The organism is Amycolatopsis sp. NPDC043885 (genome assembly GCF_056435685.1).
The window spans coordinates 208,189-227,938 of the sequence record NZ_JBWKEA010000005.1 but is presented as its reverse complement, the minus strand read 5'-3'; the positions used below and the strand labels follow the sequence as shown (position 1 = coordinate 227,938).

Here is a 19,750-nt window from a genome sequence, read left to right as displayed (position 1 = left end):
ACCGCGCCCATCCGGTGGTGCTGGCCGCGTCCGGACGCGGACGGCGAACCGACACCGCACACGCGATCATAGGGGAGTAGGCAGTGACAGAAGCGCCATCGGAATTCACCTTCACGACGACGGACGATCAGCGCCGCATCATCAGGAACGCGCTCTTCGACAAGGCCGCCGAGACCCAGCACTACATCTCCGGCTATCAGGACGTCAACGCCGCGCCTGGGCCACTCGATACGTGCTGCGATAGACACATGGCCAGGTTCCGGGAACGGAAAGCGGAGCGAGACTGCTTGCTGGCCCGTTTGAGACAGGTTCGTGCACTGATCGAGGTCGTCGACAGCGCGGTGCCCGCAACGACCGCTGACGTCTTGACCAGTCCCGACAAGATCACACTCGTCTATCACGACGAGCAAGGTCGAGCCGAACGGGAGACGCTGAGGAAACTCCTGGCATCCGCCACGACCAGCGATCGGAAAGTCGTGGCGGTGGTCGTCGACATCACAGCCGAGCATCCCGGGAATTCGGCCAGTCCGATTGCCGGTGAGCTTGCCGCCGCGCTGCGGGAACGTGACGATGGCATGTCGCACGGTGTGGCGGAGTGGCTCCGTGATCACGGCAATGATGCCGAGGTCCGGATCCTGCTATCGGGGCTTCTGGACCAGTTGGCCAACATGGCTGGAGAAGCCCTCGGATCCCAAACGGCCGCCACATCGGCTGACAGCGCTCCTCGTCAGTACCTCGACTGACGGTCACCCAGCTGCCGGGCGGGACGAGTCACGCTGTCGAGGCCCGCTGCCGGCCTCGACAGCGCGCTGGTGCGGATAGTCGATGACGATGCCCCATCGATGTTGTGGCTGTATCTGTGCGTGAGCCCGCCGACGTGGTCTCGGCAGCCACGGCGTCTGCAGTCGCCGAGGCTGATCGCGATCGCGGCTGGGCTACGAGATCTGAATTGGGCGACGAGAGTATCAAGCAGTCATCAAACGCACTCCGAGGTCGTGTTTGAGGACTGCGGAACATGGGCGGAACTTATGCGCTATTACGTGTCGAACACCTCGACCGAACTACTGGTGTCATCCGGCGCTGAACGTCAGAAGCCACGCTGGCATGATGATGCCCTTTGCGCGGAGACTGACCCAGAGTTGTTTTTCCCCGATGACGATGACGATGCCGTGGACGCGAAACGTATCTGTGCCCGGTGTGAGGTCCGGGCTCAGTGCCTGATGTACGCCTTGGAAGCCGATGAGCGCACAGGAGTGTGGGGTGGCGTCTCCGCCGGCGAACGCAATCGCATCATCGATAGTCGGTCGGATCTTCAGCTGACACCGGCGCGGGCGCGCAAGCATGAACGTGACGCGACCATCGTGACCATGACCGGCCGAGGTATGCGGGCGCCGACCATCGCCGCGCGGATCGGCGTCACCGACCGGACGGTCTACAGGGTGCTGAAGCGGCACCGTGCTCAAGTAAGCCGCGATGAAGGTTCCCCGGATCGTGCCAGGACGGGAAGCACGGCGGCGTCGTGAACTCTGAACGTGCGCACGGCCGTTCCGCGGTCGGCGGTCACGGAGACCACCAGCCGGCCGAATACCGAGAACCACGCGTCGTCGCTGGTGGCGCGGACGAAAGGGACCCGCCATGGAAGCCTACAGCCCAAACACCGACACGATCTATCCATCCTGGGACGCTTTGGTGAGCGCGGAGGCTCACGGCTTTATCACGGTGGCTATTCTTCAGCATCGCCACCTGAAGACCGGAAAGACGACGACGTACGCCCGCGCGTTCGGCCCGTTTTCTGAACGCCGCCTCGCGAGGAATAAAGCCGCCGTTCTGCGTCGGAGGTGGAAAGTCAGCCGGGACGACGAACGACCAGGGCTGACCTTGGTGAAGGTGGCGACAGAGCCTCTCTGGGGCACCGTCCCCGCCACCACCAGGACGTAGCCGGGAGAGTCCACCCCCAGGGCGACCACCGGCACCGCGGTCACGCTGCGCATCTGTTTCGAATTCCTGCGCAACACCGGCGGTGATGGCAGAGTTGATTTTGTACTGGTCCTATGAGGGGAAAGAGGTGTGACATGTGGACGTCGACGACGGTGCCCATCGGGACCCTCGCCATGCGCAAGCGATTGTCCGGGCGTACTGCCGGTGCTCGTGGGACAATGCACGGCTGCCGTGCTGCCAGCACGCATAGAGCTCCGGTGAGGAATATCAACAGCGTCGCGGCCGCAGTCCTGCAGTGGCATCGCCGGCGAGGAGGGATGGTCACCCACATGATCGGAAAGTCACGTAACAGCGTCAGGGTCTCGGCGAGGCACCCGCGGCACCATACGCCCATCCCGGATGCGCAGCGGGATCCGCCGGCCAGTGAGCAGTCGGGCGAGCACAGCGCGGACGCGGAGGGATTCCATGGTTTCGAGGAGGCGCGCGAGATCATGTGGCGTTACGAGGTGCGGGCCCGTGTCTATCAGCACGTGGCCAGCACGTCGTTCATGGACGATGGTGCCGTCGCGGCTGTCCACGTCGACACCACCGCTCACCCGGATCGTGCCGTCCTCACCGCCTTCGATCACGACGGCGCGAGAGTCGGCGGCGATGTCGTCCACCTCGTGGAACCGCAGCAGCGCCTCGACATCGCGCCCGAGTTCGACCACGACTTCACCGGGATGAACGTTCCCGAAGGCTCAGCGCTGGGCGAGGCCATCGCTCGTGAGAACGGCTGGGTGATCGATATGCGGGCCCTGCGCGTCTACGGGCCTCGCCACGATCGACGGCGTACTCAACGTGCGGTGTTCCTTGCCCATCTGGGTGACATGATGAACAGTGGTCAGGTCCGCAGCTTCCTGTCCGAACGGGAGCACGGAACGCGAGACGCCGAGGGACCGGCGGCAACAGCGACTGACTGAGCGCCGGACGGCTTCCACTGCCGGATGCGTCTATTTCGGCGATGTGAGCAGTCCGTGCGCGTGAAGCCACCGACGATACATCCGGAAACGCCGTCGGCCATGGCCCGGCTGACGCCGGCCCCGGGCATGGTGGCGCGAGATCTGTGGCCAGAAACGCGACAACGGCCGCCCGGGCGGGGCCGATAGTCCGAGGAACCACGCAAGATGCCGCTGAGAGTCCGTTCCCGAGGCCTGCAAGACAGACGCGGCGAACGGAGTGCTACGAGGGGTGCACCCCACTCCTGTCTCGGGCCCGCCCGCGGTGCTACGACGAGGCGCCCACGACAGGTGAGCAAGGCCCGGTCCATCGGCCACGACGGACCGGGCCTTGCTCATGCGTCTCACCGTCCGGCATCGCGGGGCCTGATTCGGCTCCACAATCCCGGCCTGTGCGCGCGGTGCAATTGTCGTTCACGCAGTTCCGACGTCACACGCTCGGAGATTCCGGGAGCCTCGCATGAGTGCCTCTCTACGTTGGTACGGCTGTCACTCACGACAGTCGGCTATAGCGAGTGGTCATGGTGACGGCACCGTAGCGCTCTCGTCAGGCGACAAGAAGAATCCACCGATTCTCTCACTGCTCCGATATGCCGTTGAACAAAAGTGAACAGAAGGAACAGAATGAGCAACCACTCCATCTCGGCCAGCCAGCTGACCGAGAACACCACTGTCTTCATCCGGGGAAAGCTCGCTTTTGGCCGTCTCACCCGTCCGATCGACGGCGACGAGCTCGCCCGCAGCGACCAGCGCAAGATCCAGAGCGGCATGAGCCCCGTGGGAAGGCCGCACACCACAGTGACGATCACCGAGGCCGAGGTTCAGTTCGCCGACCCGGCGAACCCGACGATCGAGGAACGGTACGTCGACGAACGCCGGTACACCTCGACCAAGAATCCGGGAACCGGCGCCAACTACTCGATCGACTCGAAGGGGAGCAATCTCCCTATCATCGCGATCCCGGCCGCGGCGGGAGACGGCACCTTCGACCAGGACACCAGTGGCCAGGAGCTCGCCCAGGGGCTGGACGTCGAGCTGGTCCTGCGCGTCTACAAGCCCGAGAAATTCGCCAACCGCGGCCTGTCACTCAGTCAGGTGATCGTGCACGAGAAGCCTCGCTACTACAACGCCGGCGGCGTGGCCACCAGCGAGCTCGCCGCCCGTGGCATCGTGTTCAACACCCCACCCCGTGCGCTCCAGCCGCCCGCCGACGCGTCCACCAGCGGCGTCTCCGAAACCGTTGGCACGGAGATCAAGGACGGACGGCCTATGCCTGCGCCGCGTCCCACGGCGGCCACACGACCCCAGGCTGGTGTTCCCGATACCGCCACTGTCGTACCGGAGCAGGCCGAGGAAACACCCGAGCAGAAACTCGAGCGCCTCGAACGTGAGAACGCGGCCTTGAAGAATGCCGGATCGGCAGTGGGCTCGCCGGTCGGCGTCGGGGCTGGTACGGCTGGTACCCGCGGAGCCGGTGACCCGCCGGCGAGCGCCGGTGACCAGCAGGCCGGCATCACTTATCAGGGCTGAGCGCTGGTGTAGCCGAATGTGCCCTCGCGTTGCCTCCGAGCAGAGCAACGCGAGGGCACGTTTTTTGACACACCCCTCGCCAGGGTTTCCCATCCAGCGAAAGCGTGCGTGTCACGATGTTGCCTACCGACCCGCGGGCGATGTTCCCCCAGTTCTATGAGAATCCCGCGATACGTGCGTTGGCACCCGCCCGCCGATGGACTGTCTCAGGGCAGATCGGTGAGGACGTCGACGAACGTAAAGCCCCGATCGACCTGCGTGAACTGATCGACCACGGTCGTGTCCGCGGCGCCTGGAACATCGGGCCGGTGTGCTTGACCGATCTCGACGAGCTCACCGAGGCCCTTCCCGGCGCCAGCAACGCCGCGTTCTACATCCAGGTGCATACGGACGGCCTCCTGGTGATCGATATCGAGCCAGGTTGCCCGCCGGAGATCGCGGAGAACCTGTGCCGGATGCCCGGAATTCTCTATGCGGAACTGTCGATGTCGGGAGCGGGGTTTCACCTGATCGTTCCCGCGCCCGAGAACCTGCACGACTTCCCTGTGGCCGCGGACAAGCGTGCGCTGAGGCACGAGCAGGGATGGTACGAGCTCCTTCTCGACCATTGGGTGACCTTCACACGGTCCCCGATACCAGGCGCGGTTGAGGACGATGCCGCCGCCACGATCCGTCCCCGGCTCGGCGCGACAGTGGAGGAGGTCTACGCGGATCTGGCTGTGCACGCCAGGGAGAGCGCGAGCGTCACGTCCGCCACGGTCAGCACGGGCAGCTCGATGCCGGTCATCCCCCACGCGGAGACGATCGTCGAGCAGACCGTGCTCGGCGCTCGCAGCCGTCTGCGCAGGCCGGACGACTTCCACAACGATCTGTCCCGCTGGGAGTTCTCAGTTCTCGGCACGCTCTACCACTGGATGCAGGTGCCGTTGCGGACGCTCGGCACGCTCGGCAACCACTACACGCCGGGGGACCGGGCGTGGCTGCTCTATCGAGCCGCGCTCGAGGTACTACCCGCTCGTCCGAAGCACACGCAATTGCGCAACCAGAGACCGTTCCTTCTCGAGCGGGCCGCCGCGCTCGTGGCAGAACGTGAAGCTGCGGCTCAGAAAGCGGAGCGCGACACCCCGTCATCGTGCTGACGCACACGGATAGGGACGCCGGCGTCAGGTGGTGATGAAAGGACTGGATCGCGCGGAGCGCGATCGGGTGGCGGTGTGCAGCGGGGCTCCACCGCCACCCGGACAGGCGGTGCTGTCACCTCAGGTCCAACCGCGGACACGTCCCCGGGAATCGACACCGGATACAGGCACGTTCTCGTACGCCCTGCCCTCTCCCGACCAGAAGGACCTCATCATGAAGTTCAACGACACTCTCACGACGCTGATCAAGCAGGCCCTGGAAGTCGGTGCCACACCCGCACTGATGGGCGAGCCAGGCATCGGCAAGTCCTCGTTCGTCGAGGCGCTGGCCTACGGGATGGGCACGAAGGCATTCACCCTGCCGTGCAACCAGCTCGCGGACAAGGCTGACCTCACCGGCGCGCGTTTGGTTCCCTACACCACCGACGACGGCAGTCAGAGCTACAAGCAGGTTTTTTACCCCCACCAGGTGATCCAGGAGTGCATCGACTATGCACGGAGCAATCCGCGGGAATGGCCTGTGCTGTTTCTCGATGAGATCAACCGTACGACCTCGGACGTGACATCCGGTGCGCTCACGCTGGTGACTCTGCGCCGCATGGGGCATGTCGCACTACCGGATAATGTCCGCATCGTCGTCGCGGGCAACGACAAGGGAAACGTCACGTCGCTGGACGAGGCGAGTCTCTCTCGCTTCGCCATTTTCCACGTCGAGCCGGACACCCCGACTCTGCTCTCGATTCTGGGCAACGGGATGAACCCCTGGGTGAAGAAGGTGCTCACGCAGTTCCCGGGAATGATCTTCCAGAAGTCCATTCCCACCGCGTTCGTGGCCGACGGTCAGAGCGATGGCGACGAGGACAAGGTCACCATGGCCGAACTGTTCGACGGTGGCGAGGAGATGAACCAGCTCACCACGCCCCGGACCATCGACAACTTGTCGAAGTGGCTGAACGCGGCCGACCCCCGGGAGCTGGCGCAGTACATCCAGACCCAGGTCCAGATCGGTGAGCGTGACACCACGCTCCTGAACGAGGCCATCGAGGCATACACCGGCAACACCACCTTCACGGCTCAGCTGGTCAACGTGATCGCCGACGACCTGGCATCCAACCCCGCGGGCCAGCAGAACAGCGTCAACGTGCCGAAGCCCAACTGCTACGCGCAGCTGAAGTCCGCGCGCACGGTGAACGATCTCGAAACGGAGATTGCGCTGCTGACTGGGAACGAACTGTCCGGCGCCGTGCTGTTCGCTCTCCAGGAGAACGACGACAACGCCCTCCTGATCGAACACCTGGCCCGTGCCGCGACCCAGTTCGAGAAGGAGCACCTGCGCACCCTCATGGCGATGGTGACCACACAGCAATTCGATCGTTCGAATCTCCAGGCCTTCCTGGCTTCGGATACCCCGATCGCCAACAAACTCAAGCCGACGCTGGAGGTCTACCTCTGATCGGCCGCCCATAAGAGACGGGTCCGTGGCGCCCATCCAGAACGGCCCCGCAGCCGCGAGTGACCGGTTTCCTGACCTCGGAACGCTGAAAGAGACGCTGCCATGACGATAACTGTCACCAACCAGAAACCGGCCGTGCTCGACCCGGTGCACACGATCTCGCTCACCGGCAACTACGACCCGGTCCCGGCGATCCAGCAGACCCTCGCGGATCCGTTGCTGACGCCCTTGAACCCGAGGAGCCCGGTCACGATCACCGATGCCTCGGGGCGTGACATCAGCAATGACGTCCTGAGCATGCTCATGAGCTGCTTCGGCGACATCATGAACGCCGGTGCCGAGCAGAGCGCCAAGGAACTGCTCGGCCAGACCATGGTCAACTTCGACCCGGCGACCCCGCTTCCCGTGGGAGAACTCTTCGCGACCCAGGCAGGTCACCGCAACAAGCTTCCGGCCCCCTCGGCACGAGTCCTCTACACGGCGCAGAACGACGTCGTACCCGCCGCGAAAAGCCTGCTCGCCGGTGCCGCCGATGACAGCCTGTTCTTCACGTCACTCGCCTACTCCTTCCACCCCAACACCCTCGGATTCTGGTTCCAGTCCGCGGCCTCTTTCGACACGTTCAAGACCTGGTTGTCTGTGCAAATCGCAGCGATGACGCGTGTAGTCCCGTCCACTACGTCGCGACTGCTGACCGACTTCGCGGCGCTGAGGCTCAACGATCTGACGGAGTCGCTCCTGCTGCGGAAGGACGACGGTGACGGTAACGAAGAACATTCGTTCCCCCGGGTGCTCCTTCACATGTTGATGCAGTATGTCGATCAGCACCGGGCTCAGTCGGCGGCGACCAGTACCGCCATCGAGGTCGGCGTCCTGCCGTTCACGGTCGGTGAGCTCTTCTGCCCCCAGTCCGTCGTCCTGGTCAACGTCGAAGCTCACGCCCGAACCAGCGCGGCCAAGATCACGGCCGAGTGGGGGATGATCAATCAGTCCTTGGCATCGCCGTTGAAGATCGTCTCCCACCGGAACCTCTCCAAGCTCACCTCTTTGCCGAGGGCTGCCGCGAGGGCCGCGGCCATCGCGGCGCTCCCGCACGCCGGGCAGCCAACCGGCCGTTCGGCGCGGGTGGCATTCCGCAAGCAGCCGCCGAGCAAGATCGACCTGTTCAAGGACATCAAGCGCGTGCTGCGGCGCATGCGGGCGGTCGCCCGTTCGCAGAACGTGTTCCGCACTTCGAGGACGACCTTTCTCAAGGCCAATCGCAGGACACCCGACGACTACAACAAGCCTGGCCGGATCACCTCCACCAGCTACCTGCCGGATCTGCACATCTACGTCGACACGTCGGGATCGATCAGCGAGGCGAACTACCAGGAAGCGGTCATGATGTTGATCAGGATCGCCAAAAGGCTCAATGTCAACCTGTACTTCAACTCGTTCAGCCATATCCTGTCCCAGGAGTCTTTGCTCCGGGTGGAGAACAAGTCGGAGAAGCAGATCTGGCACACCTTCAGCAAGGTGCCCAAGGTGACCGGTGGGACGAACTTCCAGCAAGTATGGAAGTACATCAACGCCTCGGCCACGCGCAAGCGCCAGCTGAGCCTGATGATCACAGACTTTGACTGGGCCCCTCCCGCCACGCGCGAGGAGCACCCGCCGAATCTGTACTACGCCCCGTGCTCTGCCATGGACTGGCCCACGATGGTCGATCTCGCCAGCAAATACGCCGACGCGATGCAGCACATCGATCCGAGCATCCGTCAGAAGCTCCTCGGCATGGTCGTCTGATCCCAGCTGGCCAGCCGGATCAGCAGTGCCGCCCCCTGGCGCCGGTCGGCACTGCTGATCGCCCGGTCTCCCGACCTACCCCTCGCCGTCCGAGCGTCCAGCGCGTCCGCGCGGCGCGCCCCGATTGGCCATACCCAGCACTGGAGACGCGCATGGCTCTCAGCAACTTCACGTCGGGTGGCTCCGACGACGACAGCAATCCCCCCGGCGGCCTCCCGCCAGGGCAGCCCACACCCGGCTCGCCGCCCGGCGACACGGACGTCGACATCCTCGGCGAGCTGCTCGTCAACTACAACGAGAAGTTCGCCAAGGCCGACCCGACGATGTTCCGCGAAACGCTGATCGAGCAAGTCCTCTCGGTCCTGATCAGCAAGAACAAACCGAACGTGCTCCTGAAAGGCTCGGCCGGCGTCGGCAAGACGAGGATCGTCGAGGACATCGCCCGCCGGATCGAACTCGGGGACGCCCTGATTCCCGATCACCTCACGTCCCATACGATCTACGAACTGCCGATCGCCAACCTGATCGCCGGCTCGAGTTTCGTCGGGTCGCTGGAGGCGAAGGTCAAGGCGGTCGTGGACTTCGCGGTTGATCCCAAGAACAAGGTCATTCTGTTCATCGACGAGATCCACCAGATCACCGGCGGCACCAGCAGTCACAGCGATCCGATCGGCCGGAAGATCTCGCAGATGCTCAAACCTGCGCTGGCCCGCGGCGACATGTCGGTCATCGGCGCCACCACCTCCACCGAAGTCCGCGCCGTCGACGAGGATCCGGCCTTCGCCCGCCGCTTCACACCGCTCATCGTCGACGAACTGACGGTCGAACAGACCCGGACGGTGCTGGCCACCGTCCGGCCCGGCCTCGTGGCCCACTATCACCATCAGATCGCCGTTACGGACGACGTCCTGGCGGACACTGTCACAATCGCGGAAGCGAACTCGCGGGCCGGACAGCACCGTCCCGACAACGCCATTACCCTGCTCGACCGGGCGATGGCCGACCGTGTCCTGGAGCAGAAGAAGCTCGTGGTCCAGGCCCAGAACGACGGCGACACGGCCCTTGCGCAGATCCTTCAGAACGCGGGGCAGGTGCAACTGACGAAGGCGCGCGTGCTCGACGTGGCCAAGAGGCTGATGACGGGCAACGCCCAGCGACCGGACTTCGATCTGGAGACGTTACGCACGACCCTCCGGAGCCGGTTGCAGGGGCAGGACGACGTGCTGGACCAGTTGACCGACCACCTGGCGCGCGAAGATCTCGAATTGTTCCCCGCGACGACCCCGACGACGTGGCTGCTGGCCGGAGCCTCGGGAGTGGGAAAGACCGACACGGCCAAGATCATCGCTCGGCAGAGGACCGGCTCCGATCCGATCATCCTGAACATGACCGAGTACCACGGGTCATGGTCGACGTCCAAGATCATTGGCTCCCCGCCAGGCTACCTCGGATCCGACTCCAACCAGGAGCTTCCGTTCGACACCCTCGAATCCAACCCTCACCGGGTCATCCTGCTCGATGAGTTCGAGAAGGCCGACAAGGCGGTGCAGAGGCTGTTCCTGTCCGCCTTCGATGAAGGCTACATCCGGAACGCGCACGGTAAGCTTCTGGACTTCTCGAAGGCGCTGATCATCTGCACCACCAACGCCGCACGAGACTCGCTTAGCGGAAATCCGATCGGCTTCAGTCCTGTACGGGCACCGGTGCCGCCCCCGAGCCTTGCCAGGGCCTTGACCGGGTTCTTCGATCCCGAATTGCTGGGCCGCTTCTCACTGATCGTGGGGTTCAACCCCATCGACGCGGACACCTATCGCCTGATCATGGCAACGGCCTACGCCCGGCAGCGTGAGCACATCATGGCGGTTAAGCCCCGGCTGGCGTCGTGCCTTCCCACGGAGATCCCCGACGACGAGCTGCGTGCCCTCGCCGATCGCACCTACGTGGACTCCCAGGGCGCTCGCCCAGCCGGGAAAGCCGTACGCACCTGGATCGAGAATCGCCTGCTTGCCCAGCGGGCCGGTGTCACCGTCGCCGCAGCGATGCCGCCGCCCGAGGAGACAGAATGACCGTTACCGACGCGCAGCAGCGCGCCTGGGGTACCGGTGTCGTCGCCGACGGTGCCCGGACGACACTCGCAGCCAAGGCCCGCGACGTCGACGAGCTCCGCGAGCTCGGCCTCATGCTCGGCCTGTTCACCACCGACCAGCATGGCGCCATCAGCCCGGCGAACCCACTGGACGAGGACGTCCGGCTGTCCCGCCTTGCCCGCACCCCAAGGGCGACCCGGTAGCCAGGAGCTGCCATGTCGTCGGCGGCACCGGGTACCCGCTGAGCACAGCACGCACCACGGTCCCGGCTTTCAGGGGCCTGACGGCCCCTGACGGGCGAGTGGAGAGAAGCGCGGGCAGGGCTCGTCGTCAGACGCGAGCCCTGCCCGCGCTCATGTGCTCGATCGCACTCATCGCCTGGTTCGCAGTCACCGGATCTCATAGCACGGAACAGGCACGCGCTGCGCTTTCAGACCTCTCACCGCGGCTCTCGGCCCGCTCGACGAAAGACGACATCATGCCCATCTTGCTCGATGACCTCGACCTCTCGGCGTCCACCGTGGCCGTGAAATCCGTTGACGCGAAGTTCTTCTCCGCCAAGCTGACGGGGTCCGGCCACAAGACTGGCCTGCTCAACGAAAGCCTCCGGCCGATCAACACCGCCACCAACACCGCCTACGCCGTCGCACAGGATATCGAGACGAAACAGAGCTCGACACAGCATGACATCACCACGACCGCCGTCCCGCTGGCACCGATGATCCGACGGGCCCTGCTGGCCGGCGGTGCCTTCACGGTGGGAACACCGCCCGTAGACGACCGATTCGCTGTCGACACGCCGTCGCACCAGCCCCACGACTGGCATATCTGTTTCGACATGACCCCGCAGGGCCTGACCCTCTACGAAGACAAGTCAGGGGACAGGACGAAGCGTGAGCTGGTCATCCTCTACCGGATGGAGCTGTACTTCATCAAGAAGGGCGTGGTCGAACCCGCACGTGCGTCGATCGAGCAGTTCAGGGCCGCCTACCGCCGACCCGACACCGCGGTGTACCTGTCGTGGGACACCAGCCCGATCGAGAACGCGCGTGCCTTCATCGATCGTGAGCTCGGCAGGTGGAACCTCTCCTGTGCGAACCCGGACGAGCTCGATGCCTGGCTGCAGGACTACCCGATTCACGAGCGGATCGTGCGACTGGCACAGATCTGGGACTCGGAGGCGATCGGTGATGAGGTGTGCCAGTACATCAGCGAAATGCCTGCGCAGCCGACCGACGAGCAGCTGAACATGCTCGCGCTCCAGCTGCGGTATCTCGAGAACTACAACGTCCCGCTGGAGGCCTACCGGCAGATCCATCGGACACTCGAGAGCACCTTCTCCGGCACGAAGGCGACGACGCTGTCCAAGCAGAACCTCAGTCTGCTGATGAACCACACGCTCGACCAGTTAGACCGGATGAAGCACCAGTTGGTCGTCCCGGCACAGCCAGCCACGCCACCGGCGCTGCTGCCGCATCTGTCCACACAGCAATTGAACGCGCTCACCACGCACGAACCGCTCGTGATGACCCAGGCTGGCGCGGGTACGGGAAAGTCGACAGTCATCCTCGAGCGCATCAAGTACCTCGAGGCGTGCGGTGTGCCCGCCAGCGACATCACTGTCCTGTCGTTCACCAACGCCGCGGCGGACAACATCACGGCGAAGAACCCTGACGTCGGATCGATGACGATCGCTCGGATGCTGATTGACATCTATACGCTGAACCATCCGACCCACAACATCTCCGCAATCGATACCATCATCAACTCCATCGACATCTTCTACCCCCACGATCAGTTCGCCGCGGACTTCAGGGCGAGGCTACTGTGGGTGGACCAGAACAAGACCGGGGCGTTCACTGCCCTGAACACCTTCGTCGAGAATCACTTCGACAAGGTGATCGCGCTCCTCGACCGCATCCAGCAGACATCGCTGGAACTGCAGATCATCATCTGCTATCAGAAGATCGATGTGATGTCCGAGCCTGGCCACGTGCGATCGAGATACCTCATCATCGACGAGGTGCAAGACAACTCGGTGTTCGAATTCATCTATGTGCTGAAATACGTCACCAAACACGCACAGAGCCTGTTCATCGTCGGTGACGCGTCCCAGACGCTGTACGAGTTCCGTTCGGCTAACCCGAGAGCCTTGAACACGCTCGAAGGATCCGGGGTCTTCGCGACGTTCAAGCTCACGACGAACTATCGCAGCAATCAGGAAATCCTGGATTTCGCGAACGTCGTCCTCGGCGGGCTGGAGACCAACCAGTTCGCGAACATTCAGTTGCGGGCGAACTCACTTCAGGTTCCGACCGCCAGCTCCTTCCAGGAGAAGGTCACCTTGGCCTACTACGAGGTTTCCAAGCTTCAGACGTTCATCACTCAGGACCTGCAGCCGATCATGCGCAACACAGTGTTCCCCGACTACGTGGACGCCTGCCTCGATCGGGGTGAGCAGGTCGCATTCCTGGCCTACTCACGGAAAGAGGTGGCCCTGATCCAGGCGGAGCTGGAGAAGAGGTATCCGGCCAGGCGTATCGCGTCCCTCGTCAGCGACAGGGTGTACGCCACGGATATCTTCTCCAAATACATCAGCTGCTACTGGAATGACGTCCTGCAGGTTCAGCCTGGCCATGCCTCGTTCGTGGTGACCCAGGGAATCGCGGACAACATGGTCAAGCTGGCGAAGAACGCCAGCAAACCCAGTGTCGCGAAGGCGATCCTCGATGCGACATCCGATTGGTGGGTGGAAAACAGCGCCGTTATCAGCGGCTGGGTCGACCTGTGCGACCGGGGCACCCTGCCCCACGCGGTGTTCTTCGACAGGCTCCGCGAGAATCTGTTGAGTTTCGAGATCCGGCGCAACCAGCAGAAGCTCAACGTGAACAAGAGGAAGAATCAGGAGCGCAAGCGGAAGAACATCGAGGCCAAGGCCGATCTCGTCGTCTCGACGATCCATGGAGCGAAGGGCCTCGAGTTCGACAACGTCGTTGTTCTCTACAAAGAGGACACGACGATGAGTCAGGACACCAGGCGCATGTTCTACGTCGCGTTCACGCGGGCGATGCACAGCCAGTATGTGCTGTCGTACGGAACCGTGAAGAACCCTCCGATCGAGAGCAGCCACGAACGGATCGTCGCTGCCCTGATGGAGCGCGACAAGAAGAACGCCCTGCGAGCTCAAGGCATCGCCCCGGATGACCGGGACGACGAGGACGTGAGCACCGGACCGGGTGCCACGAGTGATTCCGAGCAGTTCGCGCAGGTTGTCTGACCTGCGCGAACTGGACCGCCGGTGCGGGATACGTCTCCGTCATGGTGATACATCCGCACCGGCGGTCCTTCACTGACGGTGATGCCGTCACGTTGCCGGTGGGCGGCATGTACCACGCAAGTCCCGTCACCACCGAACAGGAAGTGGTCGGGCCTGCCCAGCCTCGTGGGGGCCGGCCCTGTCGTGGCATCCGTGCCGACGGGCCCACCACGTACATGTCCCCGCGTCGCCTGTCAGCCAGGTCGTCCAGCCATGGAGGTACCACGATGAGTGGACCCAGCAAGGTCACCACACTGCTGGTCAATGAGCGCGATGCCTTCAGCGGCACCGCCCAGCTGATACCGGCCATCGACGCGACGGACGGCCATACCGTACTGATTGTCAGCATCGACGCGCAGGCGGCCGAGTTCTTCGGTATTCCTCAGCCCGTCACCACGATCGGCGGGATCGTCCGGATGAGCGGCAGATGGGCACCCACCGCTTACCGCGACCGCGCACATCTGCTGGAGGACGCGGGACTCGTCTACTTCCTGCCGAACGTGCCCAGCCGAGTCCGAGCCGTACGCGCGCTGTTGCGCTGGTGGCATGTGGTAGCGCGTCGTACCCGCGAGGGCGACGACCCGCGGCACCTCGATCCCTATCGAGAATCGCCCACGTTCCGCCGGTGGCTGCTGGCATAGCCCCGTTCTGTGCGACTCCGGCTGGACACCTCAAGAGCCATCCATAAGGAGCACCGCCATGCCGGTACCCGAACACAATCGCGGCCCGCGAGGTTTCTACGGTCCCACCGACAGCGTCGACCCCAAGCGGCTCATCCCTGGCGTCACTGTCCGCCGGTACACCGAGACGATCCCCGGTGGCAGGCTGGATGTGATCGCACCGTGCTGTGGCCGGATGGCCAGGCTGGACGGCGACTGGATGCACGACGCCCACCTGGTGCTGTGCGCCGCCTGTGCACGCACCTATGACGTACAAATCCTCGACGAGAATGACGGTGGCTTCGGCGCCGAATTCGTCGTCCGCGACGAACGACCGGTGCTCGTCCGTCGGCGCACCGTAGTCAGCTGGCTCGCTGGCCAGCACCCCGCGGGCTGAAACCTGGCCATAGCAGAGTTACAGAGCCCAGAGCCAGCCCTTCCAGCGCGGCCGACGTCCGTGATCAACGGCCGCCAGCGCGCCAGGTGAGCGTCGCATAGCAACCGGCTCGCCAGCGACCACGCCCCAGCGACGGACGACGTGTGGATGCCGTGCCCGCCAAGGGATCCAGACGAGCAGTCGCGCCAACGCCGCCTACCTGCGATAGCAAGGAGCCAAACGATGACGGACCCCGTCGCTCCACCGATCCCGGAGTCACTGTCGCACTGCCCGACTGTAGGCGGACTGGTCGTCCCGTATATCACGCCCCGGACAGAGGACGGTCGGTTTCTGTTTGGCAGAATCGATCGCGAACGCATGCAACGCGCCGTGGCGAAACGATCGTGCGGCGTGTGCGGTAATCCGCTGCAAACTCCAGCTGTCCTCATGATGCGGTTGTCGGACTTGCCTCATCAATGCACCGTCGAGCCCGCGCTGCATCCTTGGTGTGCCAAGTACACCGGCGAGGCGTGCCCCATGATCCGTGGCCGACTGGACCGCTACCGGACGTCGTCGCCACGGCTGGACCCCAACATGCTGGAGGCCGCAGACACCGAACTCCGGCGGGGCAAAGCGGCAGAACCGTGGTTCGCCGTATGGATCAATGCCTACGACGTCATCTCCTATCACGGAACCCTTGCCGCCTCGTACGCCAAGTCCGGCGCCCGCCGCATTAGACCGGTGACATGGCGGCTGCCGGCGATTATCTGAACCATCCGCCGCGGGATCTGTCACGGCTCCGAGCCGCTGGCAATTCTCCCTCATGGCGGCGCTGCCTCTCCCAGGTGCCGCACACCCCCGTCCCAGCGTTGCGGCACGTCGTCGACCTCGCGAGGAAGTAAAGATCGTGTCAACCTCCCACAACCCCCTGGACGATCACTCGGCGCTGGAGGCGGCACTCCCTCTCGGCGTCCTGGTGGCTCTCGGCGACATCGAGCACCTGACAGAAGCTCAACGCCAGCACCAAGCGTCACAGGCCGCGTCGGTGATCGCGGCCCATGCCGACGACCTGATGTTCCACGGCAAGCACACGCAGCAGGCGTTCGTGGCGGTCAGCCGGGCGCTGGCGATCCTGGCATTCCAACCGGGAGGCATCACGTTCGCGGGATTGCACTGGTGCATCGGCTCCGGCCATCGCGGGACCCGTGAACAGGCGCCTTGCGCTGCGGAACTCGCTCGCCTGAGTCATCAACCCACGTCCGGAGCAACCCCTGCACGTCGAGGGGAGGACGCAGATCATGACGGTCGGGCCAGCGAACACTGAGTCCGCCGACGACGCATCCGGCCGTGCAGTGACTTTCGACCTGATAATCTGCCACGACGACCAGATTCTCTTCCACGACCACTACGAGTGCCGCGAGGCGCGGCTGAGCGTCTGCCTCGGAATACTCACCGGCACCCACCTCGTCTCCGGCATACTCGGCCCATCCGGCGAGGCCGCAATCCGGTGCATGCATGACGCAAGGTTGACCCGGGCCGACTCGTCACCTGATGCGATCGTCTGCGACATTGCCGATGTGTGCCGGCAGTCGGACGTCCGGATCTACACCCGAACGAAGACCAGAACACCCACGGCGCCCACGAGGCTCTACTCGGTCGTCACCGAGTACCGCCCGAATCACGTGACGGCAGAACACTTCACCAGCAGGACAGCCCGGCACGAGAGCTTGCTCGAACGCGTTAGCCACCTTCACGCGGGCGCTGGTGCCCCCACGGAGTCCGCGCTCCCCGAGGAGGAATGTCTCGCGGTGCTACTGGAAGCGTTGCTGGCGCCCGCCAGGATCAGCCTCACCGAGTCTGTTCTCGATGCGACCGACGGCGTCTACAAGCCCATTCTCGGCTCACATGATGTCGACCAGCAGGATCGCTGAGCACAAGCCGGGCTCCATTCTGCCGTCCGGCCCAGCCGCCCCTTGCCCGGGCTGCACGCAGCGCACCGGACGCGACCACTTCCGAATCTGTACGGAGGTCCGGCGTTGAGCACGCATCCTGAGCCACTCCTGCTTCCCAGCCATGCCACTGATTCCGACGTCCGAGAACTGATCGCGGAACGGTTCGGCACCGGTGCCACGATCATCGGCGTCACGGCGCCGTTCCAGCATCACGCTGGCATCCATCAAGGTGGACTCAGCGTTCCCGGCATGACCAACTGCGGAACAGCCAGCCAAGGCAGACTCCATTTGATCACCCAGGTTCTCGCTGCGACCGATTCGCCAGACGCTGAGCGGGTGGTGCGGCTGCTGCGAGGAGCCGGTATCGCTCCCTGCCGGATGTGCCGTCGCTGCTGGCCGAACGCAGCACTGCCGGAGCACGACCGAGTCCGCTGCTTCAGTGTCGCCGCCCGCCGGATCGCAGAGAACCGCCAGTAGCCCATGCGCAGCGCATGACTCATAGGAAGTCGGTGAAACGCACGACGAGGAACTCGGCCCGGCCACATTCGCTGACACCACAAACGAGGAAAGGAACCCGACTCGATGAGAATCAGGCAAGGACGTACCCGGACGACGGTCACGTCGTTGCGGCACACCGTGGCGGTGTGGGACGGCGCAACCTACGAGGTGTGGGCCGGGGATTCGTCGGCGTCGCAGACCCTGATCGGGCACATCGCTTACCGGAGCCCGAGGGCGAAGAACCCGCCTCAGTCCTGGAAGGAGCACTGGCACGCCACCGAGGACACCCGTCTCCCGGCCAAACACCGGAAATGGTGGTCAGGGTTCGACACGACAGAGGAGGCCACGGTATTCCTGCTGGGGTTGTCGAACAGCCGAGGCAACACTTGCACAGTCCCGGGCGGCGCGGATTGCCCACTCGCGCCAGCGCAACCGCGCGATCGGTCCACAAGATTACGCGCGTCGTGAGCCGTGTCGTCTCGTCGATCACCACTTGCTCAAGCTCGGCATCTCACTGACGTAGTCGCGCCACTACCTGGAGTTTCCATGAACCATCCTTCCGATCACAGCCGGGCCCGGGATGCGCTCTCACGCGCCGAGGACCTCATCGGCTCCCTACCTCGGCGTCTTCCCGACTCGGATGTTCTCGCACCGGTCGCGGTCGCCAATGCCGCCATAGGCATCGGCTACGCCCTTCTCGCTGATCTCGAGACGGTTCGCGACCACGCCGGATGTGGGAGACCGCCCGGCCGTGCTGTGGACGTACCGGCGGCGGCCACCACGGACGACGGAGCCCAGCTGGGGTGCACAGCCAACTATCTGGCGGGCTACCTCGGCCACCACATCAACAGCCTGGCAACAGACGCCGCTCACGATCTCCACGCCCGCGGTCTCCTCGCGTCACCTACCGGAGCCGCCCTGGGACGAGTGTTCTTCCCTGGCGACACCGTCCCTCGTGATATCGCGCTGCTCAGGTATACCCGTCCGATGAGCGGACACCCGACCATGGTCCTCACCGAGTCTCTTGGTGTCTCGTGGACCATCCCGGACGCAGCCCATAATGTCTACGTCGAGATCCGCGGCCTTCCTTCCTCCGACGAATGGCACGCGACAGTCCAGAGCGCACGCAGCGAACGGGACCTTCGGTGTCATCTCGCTTCGGAACACAAGAACGCCGCAGCGTTCGACATCCCCGCGTCCGAGCTTGAGGACATCCATCGCCACGACCACACCGCGGCCGGCGGCATCCGCGACCATGACGTCGCCGATCGCAGCTACGATCTGGCCACTGTGCGCGCTGTCATCGCAGAAGCACGTGACGACTGAGTCGGTCAGCCACAGGCGCTGACATGGCGATGCCACCAATCTCGCGGCGGCACATAACCGGCTTCAACGGCATTTGTACCGCTCAAGCCTTTCTATCCTTGAACCGCCCCGCGCTCGGACTGTGTCCCGCACGATCCCGGTGCTGCATACCGTGCTGTGCGCGCTTGACGCGTGTGGCGTTCTGGGGCCTTGTCGCGGTAGGAACTGGGGACGACCCCAACTACGTGTCCGACGCCGGGTACTGACGAGCACCTGCCGGGCGGTGACAACGCCCACCATCGCCGCCCGGCACGGGCGCAACAGCACTCCCAGACCGATGCCCTGACCGTCCTCGCCGTCCAGGAATTGCGGGACCGATCGCGGCGAGCAACCATGTGTTCGACGTTTCTGCAAAATACGATTGACCCGCGCAGGCTTATGGGCGATGATGAATGCACATCAGCGAACGAAGGAGCAGTCATGACGACCATGCGGGAGCGAGGGGCGCGACGCCAGTATCTGGCCGCCGCGTTCGCTGTCGTGTGCTCGTCGAACGACGACCACCAGAAGCCTTTCTGCTGGCAGGAAGAGAGCCTTCTGGGCGGCGCGGGCTCCCCACCATGACGTAGGTCTCGTCATGTCGAGGGAGCCGCCCATCGGGAAACCGATCCGGGCGGCTTTCTCTATGTTGCGCACCCTGAAAACAATTAA

18 protein-coding genes are annotated in these 19,750 nt (G+C 64.2%); all 18 read left to right on the top strand.

Annotation, left to right across the window (positions count from 1 at the left end):
• Positions 1-83 precede the first annotated feature (83 nt).
• The 18 genes from AC069I_RS18485 (at position 84) to AC069I_RS18400 (ending at position 19,663) form a co-directional block, all read left to right on the top strand.
• Positions 84-743 (top strand): hypothetical protein, encoded by a 660-nt coding sequence (locus tag AC069I_RS18485; RefSeq protein ID WP_478265949.1) that lies wholly within the window; start codon positions 84-86, stop codon positions 741-743.
• A 285-nt stretch (positions 744-1,028) separates the two neighbouring features.
• On the top strand, positions 1,029-1,523 hold the full coding sequence (locus AC069I_RS18480) for a WhiB family transcriptional regulator (protein ID WP_478265948.1): 495 nt from the start codon (positions 1,029-1,031) through the stop codon (positions 1,521-1,523).
• Between the two features lie 112 nt (positions 1,524-1,635).
• Complete coding sequence (locus tag AC069I_RS18475) at positions 1,636-1,938, top strand: hypothetical protein (RefSeq protein WP_478265947.1); 303 nt, start codon at positions 1,636-1,638, stop codon at positions 1,936-1,938.
• Positions 1,939-2,072: 134 nt separating this feature from the next.
• Positions 2,073-2,900: a hypothetical protein gene (locus AC069I_RS18470; RefSeq protein ID WP_478265946.1), complete on the top strand. Its 828-nt coding sequence runs from the start codon at positions 2,073-2,075 to the stop codon at positions 2,898-2,900.
• Positions 2,901-3,560: 660 nt separating this feature from the next.
• A complete protein-coding gene (locus AC069I_RS18465) occupies positions 3,561-4,466 on the top strand; it encodes a hypothetical protein (protein ID WP_219152268.1) in 906 nt (301 codons plus the stop codon).
• 140 nt (positions 4,467-4,606) lie between these two features.
• Entirely contained in the window at positions 4,607-5,605 is a 999-nt protein-coding gene (locus AC069I_RS18460; RefSeq protein WP_478265945.1) for a hypothetical protein, read from the top strand.
• Between the two features lie 214 nt (positions 5,606-5,819).
• Positions 5,820-7,058: an AAA family ATPase gene (locus tag AC069I_RS18455; RefSeq protein ID WP_478265944.1), complete on the top strand. Its 1,239-nt coding sequence runs from the start codon at positions 5,820-5,822 to the stop codon at positions 7,056-7,058.
• Between the two features lie 102 nt (positions 7,059-7,160).
• The gene (locus tag AC069I_RS18450) at positions 7,161-8,846 is read left to right on the top strand and encodes a vWA domain-containing protein (RefSeq protein ID WP_478265943.1); all 1,686 of its coding nucleotides are present in this window, start codon (positions 7,161-7,163) and stop codon (positions 8,844-8,846) included.
• Positions 8,735-10,912 carry an AAA family ATPase gene (locus tag AC069I_RS18445; RefSeq protein ID WP_478265942.1) on the top strand — a complete coding sequence of 726 codons (2,178 nt, stop codon included), beginning with the start codon at positions 8,735-8,737 and terminating at the stop codon, positions 10,910-10,912. Before AC069I_RS18450 ends, AC069I_RS18445 begins: the two co-directional genes overlap by 112 nt.
• On the top strand, positions 10,909-11,136 hold the full coding sequence (locus AC069I_RS18440) for a hypothetical protein (RefSeq protein ID WP_478265941.1): 228 nt from the start codon (positions 10,909-10,911) through the stop codon (positions 11,134-11,136). Before AC069I_RS18445 ends, AC069I_RS18440 begins: the two co-directional genes overlap by 4 nt.
• Positions 11,137-11,234: 98 nt before the next feature.
• Positions 11,235-14,210, top strand: a complete 2,976-nt coding sequence (locus AC069I_RS18435; protein ID WP_478265940.1) for a UvrD-helicase domain-containing protein — start codon at positions 11,235-11,237, stop codon at positions 14,208-14,210.
• 266 nt (positions 14,211-14,476) lie between these two features.
• The gene (locus tag AC069I_RS18430) at positions 14,477-14,890 is read left to right on the top strand and encodes a hypothetical protein (RefSeq protein ID WP_478265939.1); all 414 of its coding nucleotides are present in this window, start codon (positions 14,477-14,479) and stop codon (positions 14,888-14,890) included.
• Between the two features lie 58 nt (positions 14,891-14,948).
• On the top strand, positions 14,949-15,305 hold the full coding sequence (locus tag AC069I_RS18425; RefSeq protein WP_478265938.1) for a hypothetical protein: 357 nt from the start codon (positions 14,949-14,951) through the stop codon (positions 15,303-15,305).
• A 222-nt stretch (positions 15,306-15,527) separates the two neighbouring features.
• Positions 15,528-16,055 (top strand): hypothetical protein, encoded by a 528-nt coding sequence (locus AC069I_RS18420; RefSeq protein ID WP_478265937.1) that lies wholly within the window; start codon positions 15,528-15,530, stop codon positions 16,053-16,055.
• 136 nt (positions 16,056-16,191) lie between these two features.
• A complete protein-coding gene (locus AC069I_RS18415) occupies positions 16,192-16,608 on the top strand; it encodes a hypothetical protein (RefSeq protein WP_478265936.1) in 417 nt (138 codons plus the stop codon).
• Positions 16,583-17,215, top strand: a complete 633-nt coding sequence (locus AC069I_RS18410) for a hypothetical protein (RefSeq protein WP_478265935.1) — start codon at positions 16,583-16,585, stop codon at positions 17,213-17,215. Before AC069I_RS18415 ends, AC069I_RS18410 begins: the two co-directional genes overlap by 26 nt.
• A 1,065-nt stretch (positions 17,216-18,280) precedes the next feature.
• A complete protein-coding gene (locus AC069I_RS18405; protein WP_478265934.1) occupies positions 18,281-19,060 on the top strand; it encodes a hypothetical protein in 780 nt (259 codons plus the stop codon).
• A gap of 459 nt (positions 19,061-19,519) precedes the next feature.
• Complete coding sequence (locus AC069I_RS18400; protein WP_478265933.1) at positions 19,520-19,663, top strand: hypothetical protein; 144 nt, start codon at positions 19,520-19,522, stop codon at positions 19,661-19,663.
• Positions 19,664-19,750: the final 87 nt, after the last annotated feature.

Excerpts from the sequence above, each read along its gene's own strand:
- AC069I_RS18480 (WP_478265948.1), top strand. The coding sequence starts at position 1,029 with ATGCGCTATTACGTGTCGAACACCTCGACCGAACTACTGGTGTCATCC.
- AC069I_RS18475 (WP_478265947.1), top strand. The coding sequence starts at position 1,636 with ATGGAAGCCTACAGCCCAAACACCGACACGATCTATCCATCCTGGGAC.
- AC069I_RS18470 (WP_478265946.1), top strand. The coding sequence starts at position 2,073 with ATGTGGACGTCGACGACGGTGCCCATCGGGACCCTCGCCATGCGCAAG.
- AC069I_RS18465 (WP_219152268.1), top strand. The coding sequence starts at position 3,561 with ATGAGCAACCACTCCATCTCGGCCAGCCAGCTGACCGAGAACACCACT.
- AC069I_RS18460 (WP_478265945.1), top strand. The coding sequence starts at position 4,607 with ATGTTCCCCCAGTTCTATGAGAATCCCGCGATACGTGCGTTGGCACCC.
- AC069I_RS18455 (WP_478265944.1), top strand. The coding sequence starts at position 5,820 with ATGAAGTTCAACGACACTCTCACGACGCTGATCAAGCAGGCCCTGGAA.
- AC069I_RS18450 (WP_478265943.1), top strand. The coding sequence starts at position 7,161 with ATGACGATAACTGTCACCAACCAGAAACCGGCCGTGCTCGACCCGGTG.
- AC069I_RS18440 (WP_478265941.1), top strand. The coding sequence starts at position 10,909 with ATGACCGTTACCGACGCGCAGCAGCGCGCCTGGGGTACCGGTGTCGTC.
- AC069I_RS18430 (WP_478265939.1), top strand. The coding sequence starts at position 14,477 with ATGAGTGGACCCAGCAAGGTCACCACACTGCTGGTCAATGAGCGCGAT.
- AC069I_RS18425 (WP_478265938.1), top strand. The coding sequence starts at position 14,949 with ATGCCGGTACCCGAACACAATCGCGGCCCGCGAGGTTTCTACGGTCCC.
- AC069I_RS18420 (WP_478265937.1), top strand. The coding sequence starts at position 15,528 with ATGACGGACCCCGTCGCTCCACCGATCCCGGAGTCACTGTCGCACTGC.
- AC069I_RS18410 (WP_478265935.1), top strand. The coding sequence starts at position 16,583 with ATGACGGTCGGGCCAGCGAACACTGAGTCCGCCGACGACGCATCCGGC.
- AC069I_RS18405 (WP_478265934.1), top strand. The coding sequence starts at position 18,281 with ATGAACCATCCTTCCGATCACAGCCGGGCCCGGGATGCGCTCTCACGC.
- AC069I_RS18400 (WP_478265933.1), top strand. The coding sequence starts at position 19,520 with ATGACGACCATGCGGGAGCGAGGGGCGCGACGCCAGTATCTGGCCGCC.